Source organism: Gulosibacter massiliensis, from assembly GCF_900626105.1.
In the GTDB taxonomy this organism is placed as follows: Bacteria; Actinomycetota; Actinomycetes; order Actinomycetales; family Microbacteriaceae; genus Gulosibacter; species Gulosibacter sediminis.
In genome coordinates, this window is sequence record NZ_UYZX01000001.1 from 271,146 (window position 1) to 287,470 (window position 16,325).

Consider the following 16,325-nt stretch of genomic DNA (forward strand, 5'->3'; position numbering starts at 1 on the left):
GCTTCAGATCGGAGGGATGTGGGTCGCCTACACTCTTCCACGATGCGGCCGAATAACCCCCTGGAACACAAGCTCGAGCAGATCCGGACTCGCCGGATCGATGTCGACGTCGCGGGCACGCGCACTGCGGTGTGGTTGTACGGCCCGCCCGACGCCGACGATACCGTCGTGCTCGTGCACGGCTTTCGTGGCACCCACCACGGGCTACTCAACCTCGTCGCGCTTCTGCCTGACGTACGCTTCATTGCGCCCGACCTGCCGGGTTTCGGTGAGTCGGGGGAGTTCGCGGGCGAGCACACGCTCGACGCGTACGCGGCGTGGCTCGCGGAACTGCTCGAGGTCGTCGACGCCGAGGCGCGCGCCGTGGTGCTCGGTCACTCGTTCGGCTCGCTGGTTGTCGCCCGCAACGTGGCGGCGCTCGACGACCGCCGCATCGTGCTCGTCAATCCCATCTCCGAGAACGCGCTCTCGGGCCCCGAGCGCATCCCCACCGCCGTCGCGGTCGGCTACTACCGGCTCGGCGCGGCCCTGCCTGAGGCCGCGGGCAGCGTGCTGCTCAAGTCGCCGCTCATCACGCGGGTGATGAGCGAGGTGATGGCCGTGACTCGATCGCGAGCCCTTCGCGCCTGGATTCATGACGAGCACGAGCAGCACTTCTCTGACTTCACCAGCCGGCGTGCCCTGCTCGAATCCTTCCGCGCCTCGGTCAGCGACGACGTCATCAGCCACGCGGCCGAGTTCCCCGAGGGCGTGCACCTCGTCGCCGGCGAGCGTGACCGCATCGCGCCGCCCTCTGGTAGCGAGCGGCTCCACGAGGCGATGGCGGGTTCGACACTGCACGTTATCGAAGGCGTCGGCCACCTGGTTCACTACGAAACCCCGACCGCGCTCGCGCGGATCCTCGCCGGCTTTCTTGCCGAGAAAGGTGCCCAGCATGACTGAGTCCACCCTGTCGTTGCCCGAACGCGTCGCCATCGTCGGCGGTCACGGCAAGATCGCGCTCGCCCTCACCAAGCTGCTCGTCGCCGACGGCGTCGAGGTGCGATCGCTCGTGCGCAATGCCGACCACGCGGCCGAACTCGAGGCGCTCGGCGCGATTCCCGTCGTCTGCGACATCGAGTCGGCGTCGGCGAACGAGCTCGCCGACGCGTTCGACCACTCGGATGCGGTGGTGTTTGCCGCGGGTGCTGGCCCCGGTTCGGGCGCCGAGCGCAAGAGGACGGTTGACCGCGACGGCTCGATCAAGTCGGCCGAGGCGGCGATTCTCTCGGGTGCCATGCGCTTCGTGCAGATCAGCTTCATGGGCGCTGAGCAGCCGAGCCAGAGCGACGATGAAGTATTCGCCGCGTACTGGGACGCGAAGCGGGAGGCCGACGAGGCACTTCGCCGGGTCGCGCTCGACTGGACCATCGTGAAGCCCGGCGGCCTCACGGACGAACCGGCGACGGGGCGCGGGCTCGTCTCGTTCGGGCCGATCGATCGCGGTGGGAAGACTCGGCGGGCCGACGTTGCGGCGTTGATCCGACTCGCCCTCGCCGATAGCCGCACGGTGTGGAAGGACATCTGTCTCGTCGAGGGCGACGCCCCGCTCGCTGACGCGATCGACGCGGCCGTCGCGGCGGCTACGCCGCAGGCGTAGCGACGCCGAGCAGCTCCGCGACGCGCTCGAGCACCGCCGAGGTGCTGCCGTCGACGCGGAACTGGGCCAGTGCATCCACCGGGGTTGCGCCGCGATTCACGAGCATCATGGGTTTGCCCTGGCGGCGCGCGCGGTGCACCATCTTCACGCCCGTGTTGACCACGAGCGAGGTGCCGACCACGAGCAGCGCGTCGGCCCGGTTCATGAGCTGCGTCGCCGCGCGGTTGTTCTCGGCGCTAACGAAGTTGCCAAACATGACGACGTCGGGCGCCATCGCACCGCCGCACTCAAGGCAGCGGGGCAGTACGAAGGTGTCGACGAGTTCTTCGGCGATCGCGGCGTCGCCGTCAGGCCCCTCTGTGACGCGCTCGTCGGCGAGCCACGGGTTGTCGGCGCGGATGCGCGCGAGCAGCGAGTCGGCGGTTTCGACATGGCCGTGGGGCAGGCAGTGCACCGTGCGCAGGTGCCCGTGCAGCTCGATCACGTGCTTCGAACCGGCTCGACGGTGCAGGCTATCGACGTTCTGGGTTGCGACGCCGACAACGTAGCCGCCGGCCTCGAGCGCGGCGAGCGCGAGGTGACCGGCATTCGGCTCGAAGCGGCCCATCCGCCGCCAGCCCTTGGCCGCGCCCGACCAGTAGCGCCGCTGCGCCGCCTCCGACTCGAGGAATTGCTGCCACGTCATCGGGTTGCGCTTCGGCGCGCCGGGGGAGCGATAGTCGGGGATGCCCGAGTCGGTTGAGATACCGGCACCCGTCAGCACGGCGGCGGGCTGTGTCGCGAGGATCTCCGCGATCTCTTCGGCCCCCGCGGCCTCGTAGGGAGCGATCACCGGATACCTCCGCGGTCGGTCGACGCCTCTGGCCGCGGAAAGTGGCAAACTTGCTCGGTGCGCATTCTCCCCATCACTTCTCTCGAACATCCGGACCTGCAAGATTATTCGCGTCTCACTGATGTTGCCCTGCGCCGCAAGCTCGAGCCGGCCGGTGGGCTCTACATGGCCGAGTCAGAAAAGGTCGTGGCGCGCGCGGTCGCTGCGGGGCACGTGCCGCGGTCGATGCTGCTGCAAGAGAAGTTTCTGCCGCAGGCCGAGCGGCTGCTCGTCGACCACCCCGACACTCCAGTGTTCGTCGGCAGCGAAGAGCTGCTCGAGCAGCTGACGGGATATCGGATGCACCGGGGCGTGCTGGCGGCCATGCACCGGCCCGAGCTGCCGTCGGCCGCGTCGGTGCTCGAGAACGCGAAGACGGTGCTCGTGCTCGAGGACATCGTCGACCACACGAACGTCGGTGCGGCGTTTCGCAATGCGGCGGGCCTCGGCGCCGACGCCGTCCTCGTGACCGAGCGCTGCGCCGACCCGCTCTACCGGCGCAGTGTGCGCGTGTCGATGGGCACCGTGCTGCAGGTGCCGTGGACCCGGCTGCCGAGCTGGCAGGAGAGTCGGGAACTGTTCCACGAGCACGGCTTCGAGATCGCCGGGCTCGCCCTCGATGAGCACGCCGCGCCGCTGCAGGATTACGCGCGTGAGCGGCCCGAGCGGGTCGCGTTGCTGCTCGGCACCGAGGGCGACGGACTCACCCGACGCGCGCTGGAGGCGGCCGACCGCACCGTCATCATCCCGATGCTGCACGGCGTCGACTCGCTCAACGTCGCCGCGACCAGTGCCGTTGCGCTCTACGCGTTACTGAACAACTAAGCCATGTCGGAGGTGAGTCGTATGGTGGATCAGATGTCTGAATCACAGCGTGCTGGAGCACAGGTGGGCCTGTATGCGGCTGAGCACCTGTCGCCGTCGTATCCGCAGCGCGCGCCCTGGGGTACGGCGGGTAACTTGCGTGCCTGGCAGCAGGAAGCGCTGCAGACCTACTTCGAGAAGGAGCCGAAGGACTTCCTCGCATCGGCCACCCCGGGCGCCGGTAAGACGACCTTCGCGCTTCGCCTCGCGGCCGAGCTGCTGCACGCGGGCACCGTCAACCGCATCATCGTCGTCGCTCCGACCGACCACCTGAAGACCCAGTGGGCGGCGTCGGCGGCGCGGGCGGGCATCCGACTCGACCCGAAGTTCTCGAACAACCAGCGCACCTATTCGCGCGAGTATCACGGCATCGCGGTCACCTACGCGCAGGTGTCGATGAAGCCGTACGTGCACGAGTACCTCTGTTCGTCGGCGCGCACGCTCGTGATCCTCGACGAGGTGCACCACGGTGGCGACAACCTCTCGTGGGGTGACGGCCTGCGTGACGCCTTCGAGCACGCCGAGCGGCGGCTCTCGCTGACGGGTACGCCGTTCCGTTCCGACACCGCGCCCATCCCGTTCGTGCGCTACGTGCCCGACGACGACGGCATCCGCGTGTCGAAGGCCGATTACACCTACGGCTACGGGCGAGCACTCCGCGACGGCGTCGTGCGCCCCGTGCTCTTCATGACGTACGCGGGCAGCATGCGCTGGCGCGACACCTCGGGCGAGGAAATGTCGGCTGGTCTCGCCGACGACAACACGAAGGACATCGTCTCGCAGGCCTGGCGCACGGCGCTCGACCCCGAGGGCGACTGGATGCAGCAAGTGCTCAAAGCCGCCGACCAGCGGCTGAGTGAGGTGCGGCTCGAGGTGCCCGATGCCGGCGGGCTAGTGATCGCGACCGACCACCAGTCCGCCCGCGGCTACGCGGCCCTGCTCGAGCACATCACCGGCCAGAAGCCCGCCGTGATCCTCAGCGATGACCCCGGCGCATCTGCCCGGATCGAGTCGTTCTCTGACTCAGACGAGCGGTGGATGGTCGCCGTGCGCATGGTGTCGGAGGGTGTCGACGTTCCCCGACTGTCGGTCGGTGTGTACGCCACGAGCTCGTCCACGCCGCTGTTCTTCGCTCAGGCCATCGGGCGCTTCGTGCGCGCCCGTCGCCGGGGCGAAACCGCGAGCGTGTTCATCCCCTCGGTCCCAAAGCTCGCGTCGCTCGCCGAGGCGCTCGAACTCGAGCGTGACCACGCGCTCGACCGACGCGAGGGCAACGGCGACGCCGAGGTCGACGGCATGACCGAGGAGGAGCGCGAGCTCGCTGCGGCCGAGGTCGAAGATCGTGCGAGCGAGGAACTCACGAAGTTCAAGTTCACGGCGATCTCGTCGGAGGCGCAGTTCGAGCGGGTTGTCTACGACGGGGGCGACTATGGCTACAGCGCCGAGGTCGGGTCGCTCGAGGAACTCGAGTACCTTGGGCTGCCGGGCATCCTCAACCACGACGAGGTTGCACAGGTGCTCGAGTCGCGGGCGCAGAAGCAGACGCGCATTCAGGATGCGCGGGCCCGCAATGAGGTGCACGACGGCCACCAGACGGTGCAGCCGCTGCATCGCAGCCTCAAGGAGCAGCGCACGCTCCTCAACTCGCTCGTCGGGCTCTACGCCCGGCAATCACACATGCCGCACGGCAAGGTGCACGGCGAGCTGCGGCGCATCTGCGGTGGCCCGGCCGTGGGCCAGGCCACCTCGCACCAGATTCAGCAGCGCATCAACGAGCTTCGTCGCCGTCTGCACTAGCGCGCCGCTGGCGTGCCTGCTTGCGCAGCTTGTAGAACACATAGAGTGCGATGAGGATGAGCACGATGGCGATGACGACGTACTGGAACCAGCCGGCCGCCTCCTCGAGCACGTGCCAGTTGTTGCCGAGCAGGTAGCCGCCGTAGACGAAGATCGTGTTCCAAATGCCCGAGCCGAGCAGCGTGAAGATGCCGAAGCGCCACCATGACATGCGCTCGACGCCGGCCGGCAGCGAGATGAGCGATCGGAAGATCGGGATCATCCGACCGAAGAAGACGGTCCAGTAGCCGTACTTGTTGAACCACTTGATGGTTGCGTCGATCTCGTCGCGGTCGACTAGCGGGAGGTACGAGAGCAGCCTGACGGTGCGGTCGTGGCCGAGCCACGCGCCGAGCCCGTAGAGGCAGTAGGCGCCGGCGACCGAGCCGATCGTGGCCCAGATGAGGGCCTCGACCCAGGTGAAGGTGCCGTCGGCCGAGGCTGCACTGAAGCCGGCCAACGGCAAGATCACCTCGGAAGGGATGGGCGGAAAGAGATTCTCGGCGAGCACGAGCAGTCCGACGCCAAAGGCGCCGAGGAAGTTCATGACGGCGACGGCCCAGTCGCCAATGACGCCGAAGGCGCTGCCGGACTCTGCGGCGGCCTGTTGCAAAGGGAAAAATAGATCGGGTCGCACTCGTCCACCCTACGTGAGGCGGGAGGTGCGACCCGAAGAGTCTGGCGCTAGGCGCTCTCGCCCGGGCCGATATTGAACATCCAGGAGATGCCGAACTTGTCGATCAGCGCGCCGTAGAGGTCGCCCCAGACCTGTCGTTCGAGCGGCATGATCACGTTACCGCCCGCGGCCAGGCCGTCGAAGTAGCCGCGGATTCGGTCCTCGTCGTCGCCCATGAGCGAGAGGTTGATGTTGTTGCCGGGCTGGTAGTCGTACGGGGCCATGCCCTCGAGGTGGTCGGCGGCGAAGAGCTGGATGAGGTCGGTCACCTCGAGGCTCGAGTGCATCACCTTGTCGGCGTGCTCGCTGTCGGCGGGTACTGCGTTGAACTCGCCGAAAGTCGAGAGGCGGGGTTCGACGCCGAACACCTGCCCGTAGAACTCCATAACCTCGCGCGTGTTGCCGGGGAAGTTGAGGTAGGGGTGAAGACCAGTAGCCATGATTTGCTCCTTGGTGATTCGGCCTGCGCTGGTCGGCGGGCACTGAGACGAGCGTAAAAAGCAGCGCTGGACTGGGCCTGTGACTCAGCCCCTGGCTTGAACGTTTAGGCCTGTCGCACCGTCTCGCCAGGCTTGAGTGGTCGAGCTCGGATGGCCGACAGGGTCTCGTCGAACGACACGTTCGAGTTCGCGCGCCAGCCGTCGCGCAGCAGCCGGTTCCAGAGCGTGTCGCGATTGAAGTCGGCCGCGTTGCCCTTGGGGTAGATGAACCACACGGCGCGCAGCGGCGCGAGTGCCTGGATGTGCTGGTCGAGCGCGGCGTCGACGTCAGCGAGGGAGTTGGTGAAGAGCACCGCCACGTCGGCGTCGGCGAGGTCGGTGGCCTCGATCGTGTCGGCGGTGAGCTCCGGCGGGTGCGTGTGCGTCTCGGGCCAGACCCAGAGGCGAGTGCCGGGCTTGAGTTGCAGTTTCTTTTGGAGGGCGGCGTGGTCGGCTGTGGTGCTCATTTCGCTCCATCGCGTTGTGAGTGTGATTGCCTGGTTCAACCGTAGGCTGTTGGTGTTTTGTCCTGCCAATGCCGAGACCGGGGGAGCGGAGCACATGGCGAGCGAAGTTCAAGAGCAACTCAAGACGCTGAGGGAAGGCACCCTGCCTGAGGTCCTCGCCTGGCTTGGTCCGGACGACGCGAAGTCGTGGCGAAGCCATGACCGCACGGCGCTTGCGTGCGCGCTGACGAATCGATCGACGGCAGATCGGCTCGAAATCGCGAACGCACTGCTCGACCGCGGCGCGGACGCGGGCTTTGTGTTGCAAGAGGACAACGTCGGGGCACTGCACCTGCTCTTCAGCCATTGGCGACGTTTAAGTATCCAGACGGGACGTTCCAGCCGTTCTATTCGGCGCTGATCGACTCGAGCAAGCTCGACCTTGCTACGGTCGACAAGGGCGGCCGCTCGATGCTCGAGAACATCGAGAAGAAGACCCGTCTTCGTCAATCGCTGTATGACCAGTTGCTCGACTACCGGGCCAGGACTAGCTACTGAGGAGGCCACATCATGTCCGAAGCGATGAGCAGCGTCGACCTGAACGAGTTGATCAATGAGCTGTTGGCGGCCGCGGGCGCGACGGGCAGCGGCAGGGCGACCCGCGTGTTTCGGGCCGTGCCGGGCGGCCAGCTCTCGCAGGTGCTGCTCGTGCTGCGCGACGGCCGCGAACTTTCTGAGCACGAGAATCCGGGCGAAGCACTGCTCCACGTCCTGCGTGGGCGGGTGCGGCTGACGGCTGGCGATGAGCGCTGTGATCTGAGCGCGAACGAACACATCGTGATCCCGCAGCAGCGTCACGGCCTGTTGGCGCTGGAGGATGCCGCCGTCCTGCTCACTGTCGTGGGGTCGCGCTCCTAGAGCTCTCTGCGGCGGATTGTTTCGAAGTCGCTGCCGGAGCGGCCGGCGAGTCGTCGCTGCATCGAGCCTGCGATCCGGGTGGCCTGGAGCTTTGCGCGGTCGGCGATCGGCCCACTGAACTGGGCGTCGAGGTTATTCGTCCAGAGGTCGAGCCACCGTTCGAAGTGTTCCTCACCGAGCGGGTGCTTGGTGTGTAGCGCAAAGTGGAGTTGGAGCGCGTTGCGGCGGTACTTGCCGGCGTTCCACAGCACCGTCTCCCAGAAGTCGCACATGATCGGCAAGTGGTGGTCGAGGTCGAGTTTGGCCACGTCAGTGAAGATCGGGCCGATCAAAGGATCCTCGAAAGCGGACAAGTAGAAGGTAGATACCAGCCGTTCGACGTCAGCGCGGTCTGAGAGATCGTGCATGCGGCAGCCTCCTCACCGAAATCGGAAGAATTGATTGTCGTTCAATTATAGGCTGTGCACCAACGCGAAAGGCCCCTGACCGGATTGAATTCCAGGTCAGGGGCCTTTTCGTTACTGTGCGCGAGGGGGGACTTGAACCCCCACGACCCCCTCGCGCCGCGAATCTGGGCCGAGTGTTCTGCCGCATAAAATCAACGATCTACGACATGTGACCTGTGGATAACTCCGCCGCGATACCCCGACATACAGGTTACTTAGCACTTTCGTTAGCACTTTTCGCAGTGTACGCGGCTCAGCTAGAGATAAGCGGTCAAGTAGCTGCGCCAAGGGGCGATGAACAACTCAGCGGTCATGCTGCCTCACCGAGCTTTTGCAAATCCAACTGACAACGCCAGACCGTCATGCCGGGTTCTGGCGCTGCCCCGGAGCAGGTCTGAACCATTCGTCGCGGCGTTCGTGTTGGTAGATGTCGGGAATGCCGTCTGCATCGGCGTCGATCTCATCCCGCTCTCGAATGCGACGGTACTGTCGGTTCCGCAGGCCGAGCACGAGCGTCGCGAGCAGCGCGGCAAGCACCGAGGCGGAGAGGATCGCGACCTTCGCGTAGTCGTGGGCGGGTGAGCCGGGCTCGAAGCTGAGCTCGGCCACGAGCAGGGATACGGTGAAGCCGATGCCCGCGAGCAGTCCGACCCCGGCGAGGTCGATCCAGCGCAGTTCGGGATCGAGGCGGCTGCGCATGAGCCGGGTCGTGACCCATGTCGTGGCGACGATGCCGATCGGTTTACCGAGCACGAGCGCGGCGATGATTGCGAGGGTCACCGGACTGGATGCTGCCGCTTGTACACCGTCCCAGCCGCCGAGCGAGACGCCGGCGGCGAAGAACGCGAAGATCGGCACTGCGAACCCGGCCGAGAGTGGACGGAAGCGGTGCTCGAACTGCTCGGCGAGCCCGGTCGACATATCGGGAAGATGGCGATGGCGTTTGCGATGGATCACCGGGATGGTGAAGCCGAGCAGCACCCCCGCGATGGTGGCGTGGATGCCTGACGCGTGCATGAGCGCCCATGCGACGACACCGATCGGGAGCAGGATGAGCCACGCCGCGAGCGGGTGAAGGCCGAAGAATCGGCGGTACAGCTGCGCGATGACCCCATAGACGACGATCGTTCCGAGAGAGAGCAGCAGGGGCACGATCTCGATCTGGTCGGTGTAGAAGATCGCGATGATGCTGATCGCGATGAGATCGTCCACCACGGCGAGGGTAAGTAGGAAGATGCGCAGCGCCGAGGGCAGATGGGAACCGATGATCGCGAGCACGGCGACCGCGAAAGCGATGTCGGTGGCGGTGGGAATCGCCCACCCGTGGGCGAACTCCGGCTGCCCCCGCACGATGCCGGCGTAGATGAGCGCAGGGACGAGCACCCCACCAGCTGCGGCGGCGATCGGAACGATTGCCGTGCTGAATCTGCGCAGATCACCGGCGACGAACTCGCGCTTGAGTTCGAGGCCGACCAGGAAGAAGAATATCGCGAGCAGCCCGTCGGCCGCCCAGGCGCCGAGGCTGAGCCGGAGGTGCCAGGCTTCGTAGCCGATCTCGAAGTCGCGGAGCGCGAAGTAGGAGTCGGCGAGCGGGGTGTTGGCCCAGATGATCGCGATCGCCGCGGCGATGACGAGGAGGATGCCGCCGACGGTCTCCTTGCGGAGGATCTCGCCGATGCGTCGCGCTTCGGCGAATGAGCCGTAGCGCGGGAACAGGGTGGAGGTTCGGGTGGTGGGGTCTGTCATGGGAGCTTTCTGAAGGCGGAGTGAGGCCGTGTCGGCCGGTGAATGGGTGACGAAGTGTCGGGGATCGGTCAGAGCGACTCGCGGGCCCACGCTTCGTGGAGCGTCGATTCGGCAACGTCGTCCCAGGTGAGGGTGAGATCGCCCCATTTGGGCGGTTCGGTGAGCGCCTCCCCGAGTCTGGCCCGGAGCAGGGCGGGGTCGTCGCAGTCGGTGACATCGAGCACGAGGATGTTCACATAGCGGGCACGGTCCCGCTCGAGGTCATTGTGGAGCTGGGTGGCGAGGCCGGCGGGAACGCGGACGAGTACCTGCTGCGGAAACCTTCTCGGTCGCAGACAGGCGACGCACACGCGCCGGATGCCCAGCACCGTGTCGAATTCGGCCTTCAGATTGGCGATTGCGTCGTGCCAGACGGTGCGTGCCTGCTTCCGGGTCGCGCACTCGGTGAGGTCGACGCCCCAGAGCATGCCGTGCGGGCGATCCTCGCGCGGAGCCTCCGGGATGTTCGCGAGCGCCGGGAGCGCATCTCCGCGTATCAGAAATGGTGCATTCATGGTGAGTGGTCTTTCGGGTTCTGATTCGTTCGTCTCTCGCCGACCAGACTTCCCGGCACACCATGCGTCATCGGGGCAGGCCCCGCAACGAGTCCCCATACTATGCCGTTAGAGGGTGTTCTCGCAGCCGTCGCCCGGAAATCCGCACGATTGCCGGCACTGGCGCTGGGCCTCGGGTATCGGATGGGGTCGCATCGGTGCGGTGCGTCGGGAAGTCTGGTCGACACGCCACCTCGAGTCCGAGGCGGCGTCGAAGCAACCGAAGGCAACCCAGATGAACACCGGTTCCCAGAGCAATGCCCTGCACCGGGCCCGCGACCTCGCTCTGCGGTTGCGCGGACGTGCCCGCTATGCGGCCGGGCATGCGCCGGCTAGGGTCGCGCTCCTGGTCTTCTCCGCCGCCACGCTCCTGTTCACGGGTCTGCTCATGCTCCCGGTAGCCTCTGCGGATGGCACGCGCACCGCACTTTCGGACGCGTTATTCACGGCGGTGTCGGCGGTGACCGTGACCGGGCTCACCACCGTGGACACCGCGGAGCACTGGTCGATGTTCGGGCAGGTTGTGATCCTCGTCGCAATCCAGACCGGCGCGCTCGGCGTGGTGACCATCGCGCTGCTGCTGGCGATGATGGTCACCCGCAAACTCGGCGTGTCGAGCCGCGTGTTCGCGAAAGAGAGCATCGGCGCCAACGGCATCGGTAGCGTCGGGCGACTCCTGCGCGTTGTCGTCACGACCACCTTCATCATCGAGAGCGTTCTCGCGCTCTTCTTGGTACCGGCGTTCATCGCTTCTGGCGAGTCGTTTGGCCCGGGGCTGTGGCACGGCATCTTCTACGCGATCTCAGCATTCGGGAACGCCGGGTTCACCCCGCACGCCGGCGGGCTCGCGGTTTTCGCCGACAACCAGGCCGAGGCCACCGAGCACACGGCAGGCGAGCAGGTGCGGGCGTCGTCGTGGTTCGGGAAGCGCCGCGCCCGCGACGAGCACGAGAACGCCCAAGCGCGAACCGCCGAAGCGCGCCAGCAGGTGACGAGCGAGTGGGGCGAGCCGCCGAGGTGGGACGAACGTGCCGATGCGTGGGTGGAACGAGTCACCCGGCCCAGAATCGACAGCGACCCGCGCGTGATCGATGCCGAGCAGGAGCACCGGGCGGCACGCGACGCGCTGCTGCACCGGCCAGAGCGGGCACAGACCGAACGACTCGTGGCGTTCGCGCGAGTGTTCGGCGCGGAGACCGTGATCCGCAATCAGCAGGCGTACCTCACCACGAACCCCATGCAACAAGCCACACGAGCAGCGAAAACTGCGAAGCAAGCGCGAGAGGAAGCCGAGCTGCTACGGTCGCTCACCCCGGCCGAGGCCACCGAGAGGATCGAGCAGACCCGCGCAGCGCAGGCCGAGCGGGAAGCTCAGCGTGCCGAGCGGGAGCGGGCCATGTCGCACGACTATGAGGAGCAGCACCGGAGCGCACCCCGGCGTGACGGCCCGACGCTAGGCCTGTAAGCAGCCGATATGTGGGCGCTGAGTATGCTTGACCTATGCCTACGCTCGAAGCCCTCGCCGCCTTTGCTCTGGCGTCGGTGATTCTCATCGTCATTCCTGGGCCGAGCGTGCTCTTCGTGATCGGCCGTTCGCTCTCCTACGGTCGGCGCGGCGGCCTGATGAGCGTGCTCGGCAACGGCCTCGGCGCGCTGCCGCTCGTCGCAGCGGTCGCGTTCGGAGTAGGTGCCATCGTCGCACAGTCGATCATGTTGTTCACGATCATCAAACTGCTCGGTGCCGCATACCTTGTCTATCTCGGAGTGCAGGCGATCCGCCACCGCAAAGACAGCGTGACAGACGGCACCGATTCAGCGCGGCGGTCGTTGACGCCCGCAGTGATGCTTCGGCAGGGCTTCATCGTGGGAGTGACCAACCCGAAGACCATCGTGTTCTTCGTCGCCGTGCTCCCGCAGTTCGTGAGCTTCGAGGCCGGGGCGATCCCGTTGCAGATGATGGTACTCGGGCTCGTGTTCGTCACCATCGGGTTCATCTGCGATGCGGTCTGGGCGATTCTCGCTGGAACAGCGCAAGCCTGGTTCGCGAAGTCTCCCCGCCGACTCAGCGGGATTCGCGCGACCGGCGGCGGGCTGATGATCGGACTCGGCGGTGGTCTCGCGCTGACCGGCAACAAGGCGTAGACGCAACTCTTCGCTTGCCGCTGAGCTTCTACAGGCCGAGGCTCGGGCCGCTGCGCCCGCTGTCAGGTGGGGCGTCGTATCCGAACGCATCCAGCGGAGGCAGGGCACGGCGGCGTTCGCGTGCGGCGTCCAACTCCCGGTCAAGCATGGCCGGGTCGCGGACGGCCTTGCGTGTCGTGAAGCCCTGAGTGTGTTCGTTCAACAGTTCCATCAGCCGGTCGTGCCGTGCGGCGTCCTCGACGGTGACGAGGTTTGGGCGAATCAGGGCATCGAGCCCGGAGTGGTCTTCCACGATGGCGAGGGTGCGGGCGTGGGCGAACACGTCGCCGGGAATCTGCGACCAGTCGATGCCCCATCCGGCGTCGCGGGCGAGCTGGTTGAACATGACGTGCTGACTGCGCGTGTTCACGTCGCGGAACGGATGAATCGCGGTCGTCTCGCCCCACACCCAGGCGAGCCCATCGGAGAACGCATCCGCTTCCAGCCCGTGCAGGTATTCACGCTCTGCGAGAGCGCCGAAGACGCGCTCGGCCTCGGGCGCGATGAACGGCGGGCGGCAGTGCGCGATGCCGGTGCCGCCCGGATGGGTGTCGGTGTCGCCGAGGTCACCACCCCACACATACAGGTCTTGCGTCAGGTGCCGATGGATCGCCTGCAGGTGGGCGAGGTCGAAGCAGCCGGGGATCGGGTGCTCGGCGAGTTCGACCATGCGCTGATGGATCGCCGCCGTCTCGACGGCTTTCCAACGGTCGTAGTCGGTGATGCCGAGCTTGTTGATAAGAACCCGACTGTTCGGGTAGCTGTAGCGGTCGGGCATTAGTGCTCCTGCCCGAGCGGGTTACTTCTCGGGGAAGCGGTCGAGGGCTGCTGCGATTGCCTCGCGCACCGCCTCATCCCCGGACAGTTCGCCGAGCACCTGTCGGCGGGCAATCTCCCGATCCGCGTCCGAGACGACCGCACCGGCCGTCTCCTGACCGGCCTCAACCTCCGCAAGCACACGCCGGACATGGGCCTCAGATACCGGAGTCTTGAGTGCCATTCGGGGTGCCTCCTTGTGGTTGGCGTTCTTGGGCTAGTTTACGTCGCTTGGCCGACATTCACATGGAAGCCGGGCACGGGGGTGCCGATTCGGCACAGCGGGCAGTGGAGAGGTCAGGACTCACTGTTGTCGCTCGCGGTGTCGGCGAAGAGGGCGAGGAACTTCTCGCGCGGGATCACGATGCGCCGCCCGAGCTTCACATACGGGATCGTGCCCTCGTTGATGCTCGTGGTGATCGTGCGCGGATCAACCCCGAGCGCTTCGGCGGCTTCTTTGCGGGTGATGACCAGGCTGCGCCGCTTGCGGAGGTCGTCCATGTCCAGGGTGCTCTGCCGCATGAGGTCACCGTCCGATCCAATACAGGGAGATTGAGGGGTGCCTACCACGGTAGAAGCCAAACCTGCTGTGTCAAGTACAACCATGTATGTTCTTAGTATGGAAACAGAGAGGGTGCGGGGCAACCCGCCAGGACACACCAACCAGTACGTCGCCGTAAACATCCGTGCGGCTCGTCAAGCGATCGGCATGGACTTGCGCACCATGTCGAAGCTGCTGACCGACGCGGGGCGAAAACTCTCCCCATCGGGGATCAGCAAGCTCGAAGCCGGGGATCGCCGCGTGGACGTGGACGACCTCACCGTGATCGCCTACCTGCTGCGCACCACCCCGGCCGCGCTCCTCACCCCGCCCGAAGCAGCAAGCGGCGTGACGGGGGTGCCTGGTGAGTATCTGACGGAAGAGATCGAGAAGTGGATGCAGGGCTGGCTCACGCTCACCCCGGAGGGGCTGCTGACCTATTGGCAGCAGGAATGGTTCGCCTGCCAGAACCGCATCCAGTATTACGAGTCCTCCCTCAGCATCCCCGGCAGCGACCAGCTCCCCAGCACCGAGACCTATATGCAGCGTCTCGCGGAGCAGCGGGAACGTGCACGGTTCATCCGGGTGCGAGGCGAGCAGATCGACCCGAGCGGGCGCGTATTCAGCGGCCCTGACTTCCTCGACCGCCTCGCCCCAGGCGGCACTGAGTAGTCCGCGCACACCCCAGCGAAACCGCTCACCCAGCAGAAGGGATTAGGCAATGGCACGAAAGGCCACAGCCGCCGGGCACGACCCCGGCGCAGACCCCGCAGGCGAGGGGGTGAAACCGGCGCGACGCTCCCGCTCTCGGCAGCCCGGCTCGATCCAGGGTTACGACACCGATAAGGGCAAGCGGTGGCGGTTCCAGATCTACGTCCTGAAAGACCCCGAGTACCCCGAGATGGGGATGCGGCGTCTCACCCGCTCCGGGTTCACCAGCACCGACGAGGCCAACGATGCCTTGCAGGAGGCGTTGAAGCAGCGCAAGCAGAACGAGAAGTTCGGCAACAAAGTTCCCTCCCTCGGCGTCTACGCCGACGAGTGGGCAGCGGGGCTGAAGCTCGCGGCATCCACGATCAAGGGGTACAAGAAGATCATACGCAACCACATCAAGCCGCAGCTCGGCACGATCCGGCTCGATAAACTTACCGCGACCAGGATCGCCCGCCACTACCGAGACTTGGAGAAGTCGGGCCGTAAAGACACATACGGCAAGGGCAAGCCGCTGTCGGCAAACAGCGTCCGTAAGGTGCACGTCGTGCTCGGCGCGATCCTCGACGCCGCGATCGACGACGGGCACGTGACAGTGAACCCGGCGAAGAAGAAGCGTACCGTGAAAGCTCCGACCACGAGCGAGGTGCGGGCGCAAAAGCCCGAAATCGTCACCTGGACAGCCGAGCAGCTCGTCCTGTTCCTCACCTGGAACGAGGACGAGCTGAAAGACGAGCTGTTCCCCATGTGGCGACTCATCGCGTACACGGGCATGCGCCGAAGTGAAGCCCTCGCCTTGAAGTGGAGCGACCTCAGCACCAAGGCAATGCGGGTCAGCATCCGCCGCGCGGTCGATACCGACGACTGGACGAAGACCAAGCCCCCGAAGACCGGCCACGCTCGGGTGATCGACGTAGACGAGGACACCCTGAAAGTGCTCGCCTCCTACAAGGTCGCCCGCGCGGAACTCTCGTTCACGCTCGCCAAGGCCGACGCCTACATCTTCGGCGACGACGATGGGAAGCTGCGCTCACCCGATGCGATGACCAGCCGATGGGATCGCCGCATGAACTGGCTCACCAAGAAGTAAGACACCATGCACCGGGTCACGATCAAGGGCCTGCGTCACACGCACGCGACCCTGCTGCTCGAACTCGGCGAGCATCCCAAGGTCGTCCAGGAGCGCTTGGGTCACTCAACGATCACCACGACGATGAACATCTACTCCCACGTCACCCCGACCATGCAACGGTCGGCCGTGACCCGCTTCGCCGCCCACCTCGGCAAGGCTTAGCACTTTTTCTAGCACTTCCGACGCGAAAGACCCCCAACCCGGAGAACTAAATCCCAGGTCAGGGGCCATTTCATTCGCGTGCGCGAGGGGGGACTTGAACCCCCACGACCTAATACGGTCACTAGCACCTCAAGCTAGCGCGTCTACCAATTCCGCCACCCGCGCGGGTGTTTTGTGCTCGTGGGCACGAATGACTACTTTAATGCTTCATTCGGTGCAGCGCAAATCGGCCCAGTTGCCCAACCGATCTGCCCACTTTTGTCGCGTG

Annotated in this window: 21 protein-coding genes and 1 tRNA gene; 11 read left to right on the forward strand and 11 right to left on the reverse strand. The window is 66.0% G+C overall.

Annotation, left to right across the window (positions count from 1 at the left end):
- Nucleotides 1-42 precede the first annotated feature (42 nt).
- The gene (locus EJL01_RS01305; RefSeq protein WP_125105925.1) at nucleotides 43-942 is read left to right on the forward strand and encodes an alpha/beta fold hydrolase; all 900 of its coding nucleotides are present in this window, start codon (nucleotides 43-45) and stop codon (nucleotides 940-942) included.
- Complete coding sequence (locus EJL01_RS01310; protein ID WP_125105926.1) at nucleotides 935-1,639, forward strand: SDR family oxidoreductase; 705 nt, start codon at nucleotides 935-937, stop codon at nucleotides 1,637-1,639. Before EJL01_RS01305 ends, EJL01_RS01310 begins: the two co-directional genes overlap by 8 nt.
- On the opposite strand, the gene EJL01_RS01315 is transcribed toward EJL01_RS01310, so the two are convergent.
- Nucleotides 1,623-2,471: a Sir2 family NAD-dependent protein deacetylase gene (locus tag EJL01_RS01315; protein ID WP_241209068.1), complete on the reverse strand. Its 849-nt coding sequence runs from the start codon at nucleotides 2,469-2,471 to the stop codon at nucleotides 1,623-1,625. The genes EJL01_RS01310 and EJL01_RS01315 overlap by 17 nt on opposite strands.
- Nucleotides 2,472-2,528: 57 nt before the next feature.
- Between EJL01_RS01315 and EJL01_RS01320 the strand changes: the two genes are divergently transcribed.
- The gene (locus EJL01_RS01320; RefSeq protein ID WP_164509679.1) at nucleotides 2,529-3,335 is read left to right on the forward strand and encodes a TrmH family RNA methyltransferase; all 807 of its coding nucleotides are present in this window, start codon (nucleotides 2,529-2,531) and stop codon (nucleotides 3,333-3,335) included.
- A gap of 33 nt (nucleotides 3,336-3,368) precedes the next feature.
- Nucleotides 3,369-5,171 (forward strand): DEAD/DEAH box helicase, encoded by a 1,803-nt coding sequence (locus EJL01_RS01325; protein ID WP_125105928.1) that lies wholly within the window; start codon nucleotides 3,369-3,371, stop codon nucleotides 5,169-5,171.
- Here the strand turns inward: EJL01_RS01325 and EJL01_RS01330 are convergent.
- From EJL01_RS01330 to EJL01_RS01340, 3 genes are all read right to left on the reverse strand, one after another.
- Nucleotides 5,143-5,847: a DedA family protein gene (locus tag EJL01_RS01330; protein ID WP_193127823.1), complete on the reverse strand. Its 705-nt coding sequence runs from the start codon at nucleotides 5,845-5,847 to the stop codon at nucleotides 5,143-5,145. The two genes, EJL01_RS01325 and EJL01_RS01330, sit on opposite strands and share 29 nt — an antisense overlap.
- A gap of 47 nt (nucleotides 5,848-5,894) precedes the next feature.
- A complete protein-coding gene (locus EJL01_RS01335) occupies nucleotides 5,895-6,326 on the reverse strand; it encodes a VOC family protein (protein ID WP_125105929.1) in 432 nt (143 codons plus the stop codon).
- Between the two features lie 104 nt (nucleotides 6,327-6,430).
- Complete coding sequence (locus EJL01_RS01340; RefSeq protein WP_125105930.1) at nucleotides 6,431-6,832, reverse strand: hypothetical protein; 402 nt, start codon at nucleotides 6,830-6,832, stop codon at nucleotides 6,431-6,433.
- 94 nt (nucleotides 6,833-6,926) lie between these two features.
- On the opposite strand from EJL01_RS01340, the gene EJL01_RS01345 reads away from it, so the two are divergent.
- The gene (locus EJL01_RS01345) at nucleotides 6,927-7,232 is read left to right on the forward strand and encodes a hypothetical protein (protein ID WP_125105931.1); all 306 of its coding nucleotides are present in this window, start codon (nucleotides 6,927-6,929) and stop codon (nucleotides 7,230-7,232) included.
- 149 nt (nucleotides 7,233-7,381) lie between these two features.
- Nucleotides 7,382-7,729, forward strand: a complete 348-nt coding sequence (locus EJL01_RS01350; protein WP_235988244.1) for a cupin domain-containing protein — start codon at nucleotides 7,382-7,384, stop codon at nucleotides 7,727-7,729.
- Here EJL01_RS01350 and EJL01_RS01355 read toward each other — a convergent pair.
- From EJL01_RS01355 to EJL01_RS01365, 3 genes are all read right to left on the reverse strand, one after another.
- Nucleotides 7,726-8,136 carry a group III truncated hemoglobin gene (locus EJL01_RS01355; protein WP_125105932.1) on the reverse strand — a complete coding sequence of 137 codons (411 nt, stop codon included), beginning with the start codon at nucleotides 8,134-8,136 and terminating at the stop codon, nucleotides 7,726-7,728. The genes EJL01_RS01350 and EJL01_RS01355 overlap by 4 nt on opposite strands.
- Before the next feature lie 399 nt (nucleotides 8,137-8,535).
- Nucleotides 8,536-9,921, reverse strand: coding sequence for a Na+/H+ antiporter NhaA (gene nhaA, locus EJL01_RS01360; RefSeq protein WP_125105933.1), 1,386 nt, complete (start codon nucleotides 9,919-9,921; stop codon nucleotides 8,536-8,538).
- Between the two features lie 68 nt (nucleotides 9,922-9,989).
- Nucleotides 9,990-10,475, reverse strand: a complete 486-nt coding sequence (locus EJL01_RS01365; protein WP_125105934.1) for a hypothetical protein — start codon at nucleotides 10,473-10,475, stop codon at nucleotides 9,990-9,992.
- 274 nt (nucleotides 10,476-10,749) lie between these two features.
- Here EJL01_RS01365 and EJL01_RS01370 point away from each other — a divergent pair, with 274 nt between their 5' ends.
- On the forward strand, nucleotides 10,750-11,979 hold the full coding sequence (locus tag EJL01_RS01370; protein ID WP_125105935.1) for a potassium transporter TrkG: 1,230 nt from the start codon (nucleotides 10,750-10,752) through the stop codon (nucleotides 11,977-11,979).
- 35 nt (nucleotides 11,980-12,014) lie between these two features.
- The gene (locus tag EJL01_RS01375; protein WP_125105936.1) at nucleotides 12,015-12,656 is read left to right on the forward strand and encodes a LysE family translocator; all 642 of its coding nucleotides are present in this window, start codon (nucleotides 12,015-12,017) and stop codon (nucleotides 12,654-12,656) included.
- A 28-nt stretch (nucleotides 12,657-12,684) separates the two neighbouring features.
- Here EJL01_RS01375 and EJL01_RS01380 read toward each other — a convergent pair whose 3' ends face one another.
- The 3 genes from EJL01_RS01380 to EJL01_RS01390 all read right to left on the reverse strand — a co-directional run bounded on the left by EJL01_RS01380 (nucleotide 12,685) and on the right by EJL01_RS01390 (nucleotide 14,033).
- Nucleotides 12,685-13,473, reverse strand: coding sequence for a Fic/DOC family protein (locus tag EJL01_RS01380; RefSeq protein WP_125105937.1), 789 nt, complete (start codon nucleotides 13,471-13,473; stop codon nucleotides 12,685-12,687).
- Between the two features lie 21 nt (nucleotides 13,474-13,494).
- Complete coding sequence (locus EJL01_RS01385) at nucleotides 13,495-13,695, reverse strand: antitoxin VbhA family protein (RefSeq protein ID WP_125105938.1); 201 nt, start codon at nucleotides 13,693-13,695, stop codon at nucleotides 13,495-13,497.
- Nucleotides 13,696-13,808: 113 nt separating this feature from the next.
- The gene (locus tag EJL01_RS01390; protein WP_125105939.1) at nucleotides 13,809-14,033 is read right to left on the reverse strand and encodes a helix-turn-helix domain-containing protein; all 225 of its coding nucleotides are present in this window, start codon (nucleotides 14,031-14,033) and stop codon (nucleotides 13,809-13,811) included.
- Nucleotides 14,034-14,130: 97 nt separating this feature from the next.
- On the opposite strand from EJL01_RS01390, the gene EJL01_RS01395 reads away from it, so the two are divergent.
- Genes EJL01_RS01395 through EJL01_RS01405 form a run of 3 tightly spaced genes read left to right on the forward strand, consistent with a single transcriptional unit; the run spans nucleotide 14,131 to nucleotide 16,057 of the window.
- The gene (locus EJL01_RS01395) at nucleotides 14,131-14,724 is read left to right on the forward strand and encodes a helix-turn-helix domain-containing protein (protein WP_125105940.1); all 594 of its coding nucleotides are present in this window, start codon (nucleotides 14,131-14,133) and stop codon (nucleotides 14,722-14,724) included.
- A gap of 49 nt (nucleotides 14,725-14,773) precedes the next feature.
- Entirely contained in the window at nucleotides 14,774-15,853 is a 1,080-nt protein-coding gene (locus tag EJL01_RS01400) for a tyrosine-type recombinase/integrase (protein ID WP_125105941.1), read from the forward strand.
- A gap of 6 nt (nucleotides 15,854-15,859) precedes the next feature.
- On the forward strand, nucleotides 15,860-16,057 hold the full coding sequence (locus EJL01_RS01405; RefSeq protein WP_125105942.1) for a tyrosine-type recombinase/integrase: 198 nt from the start codon (nucleotides 15,860-15,862) through the stop codon (nucleotides 16,055-16,057).
- A 79-nt stretch (nucleotides 16,058-16,136) separates the two neighbouring features.
- Here EJL01_RS01405 and EJL01_RS01410 read toward each other — a convergent pair.
- Nucleotides 16,137-16,222 (reverse strand) — tRNA-Leu (locus tag EJL01_RS01410).
- Nucleotides 16,223-16,325: the final 103 nt, after the last annotated feature.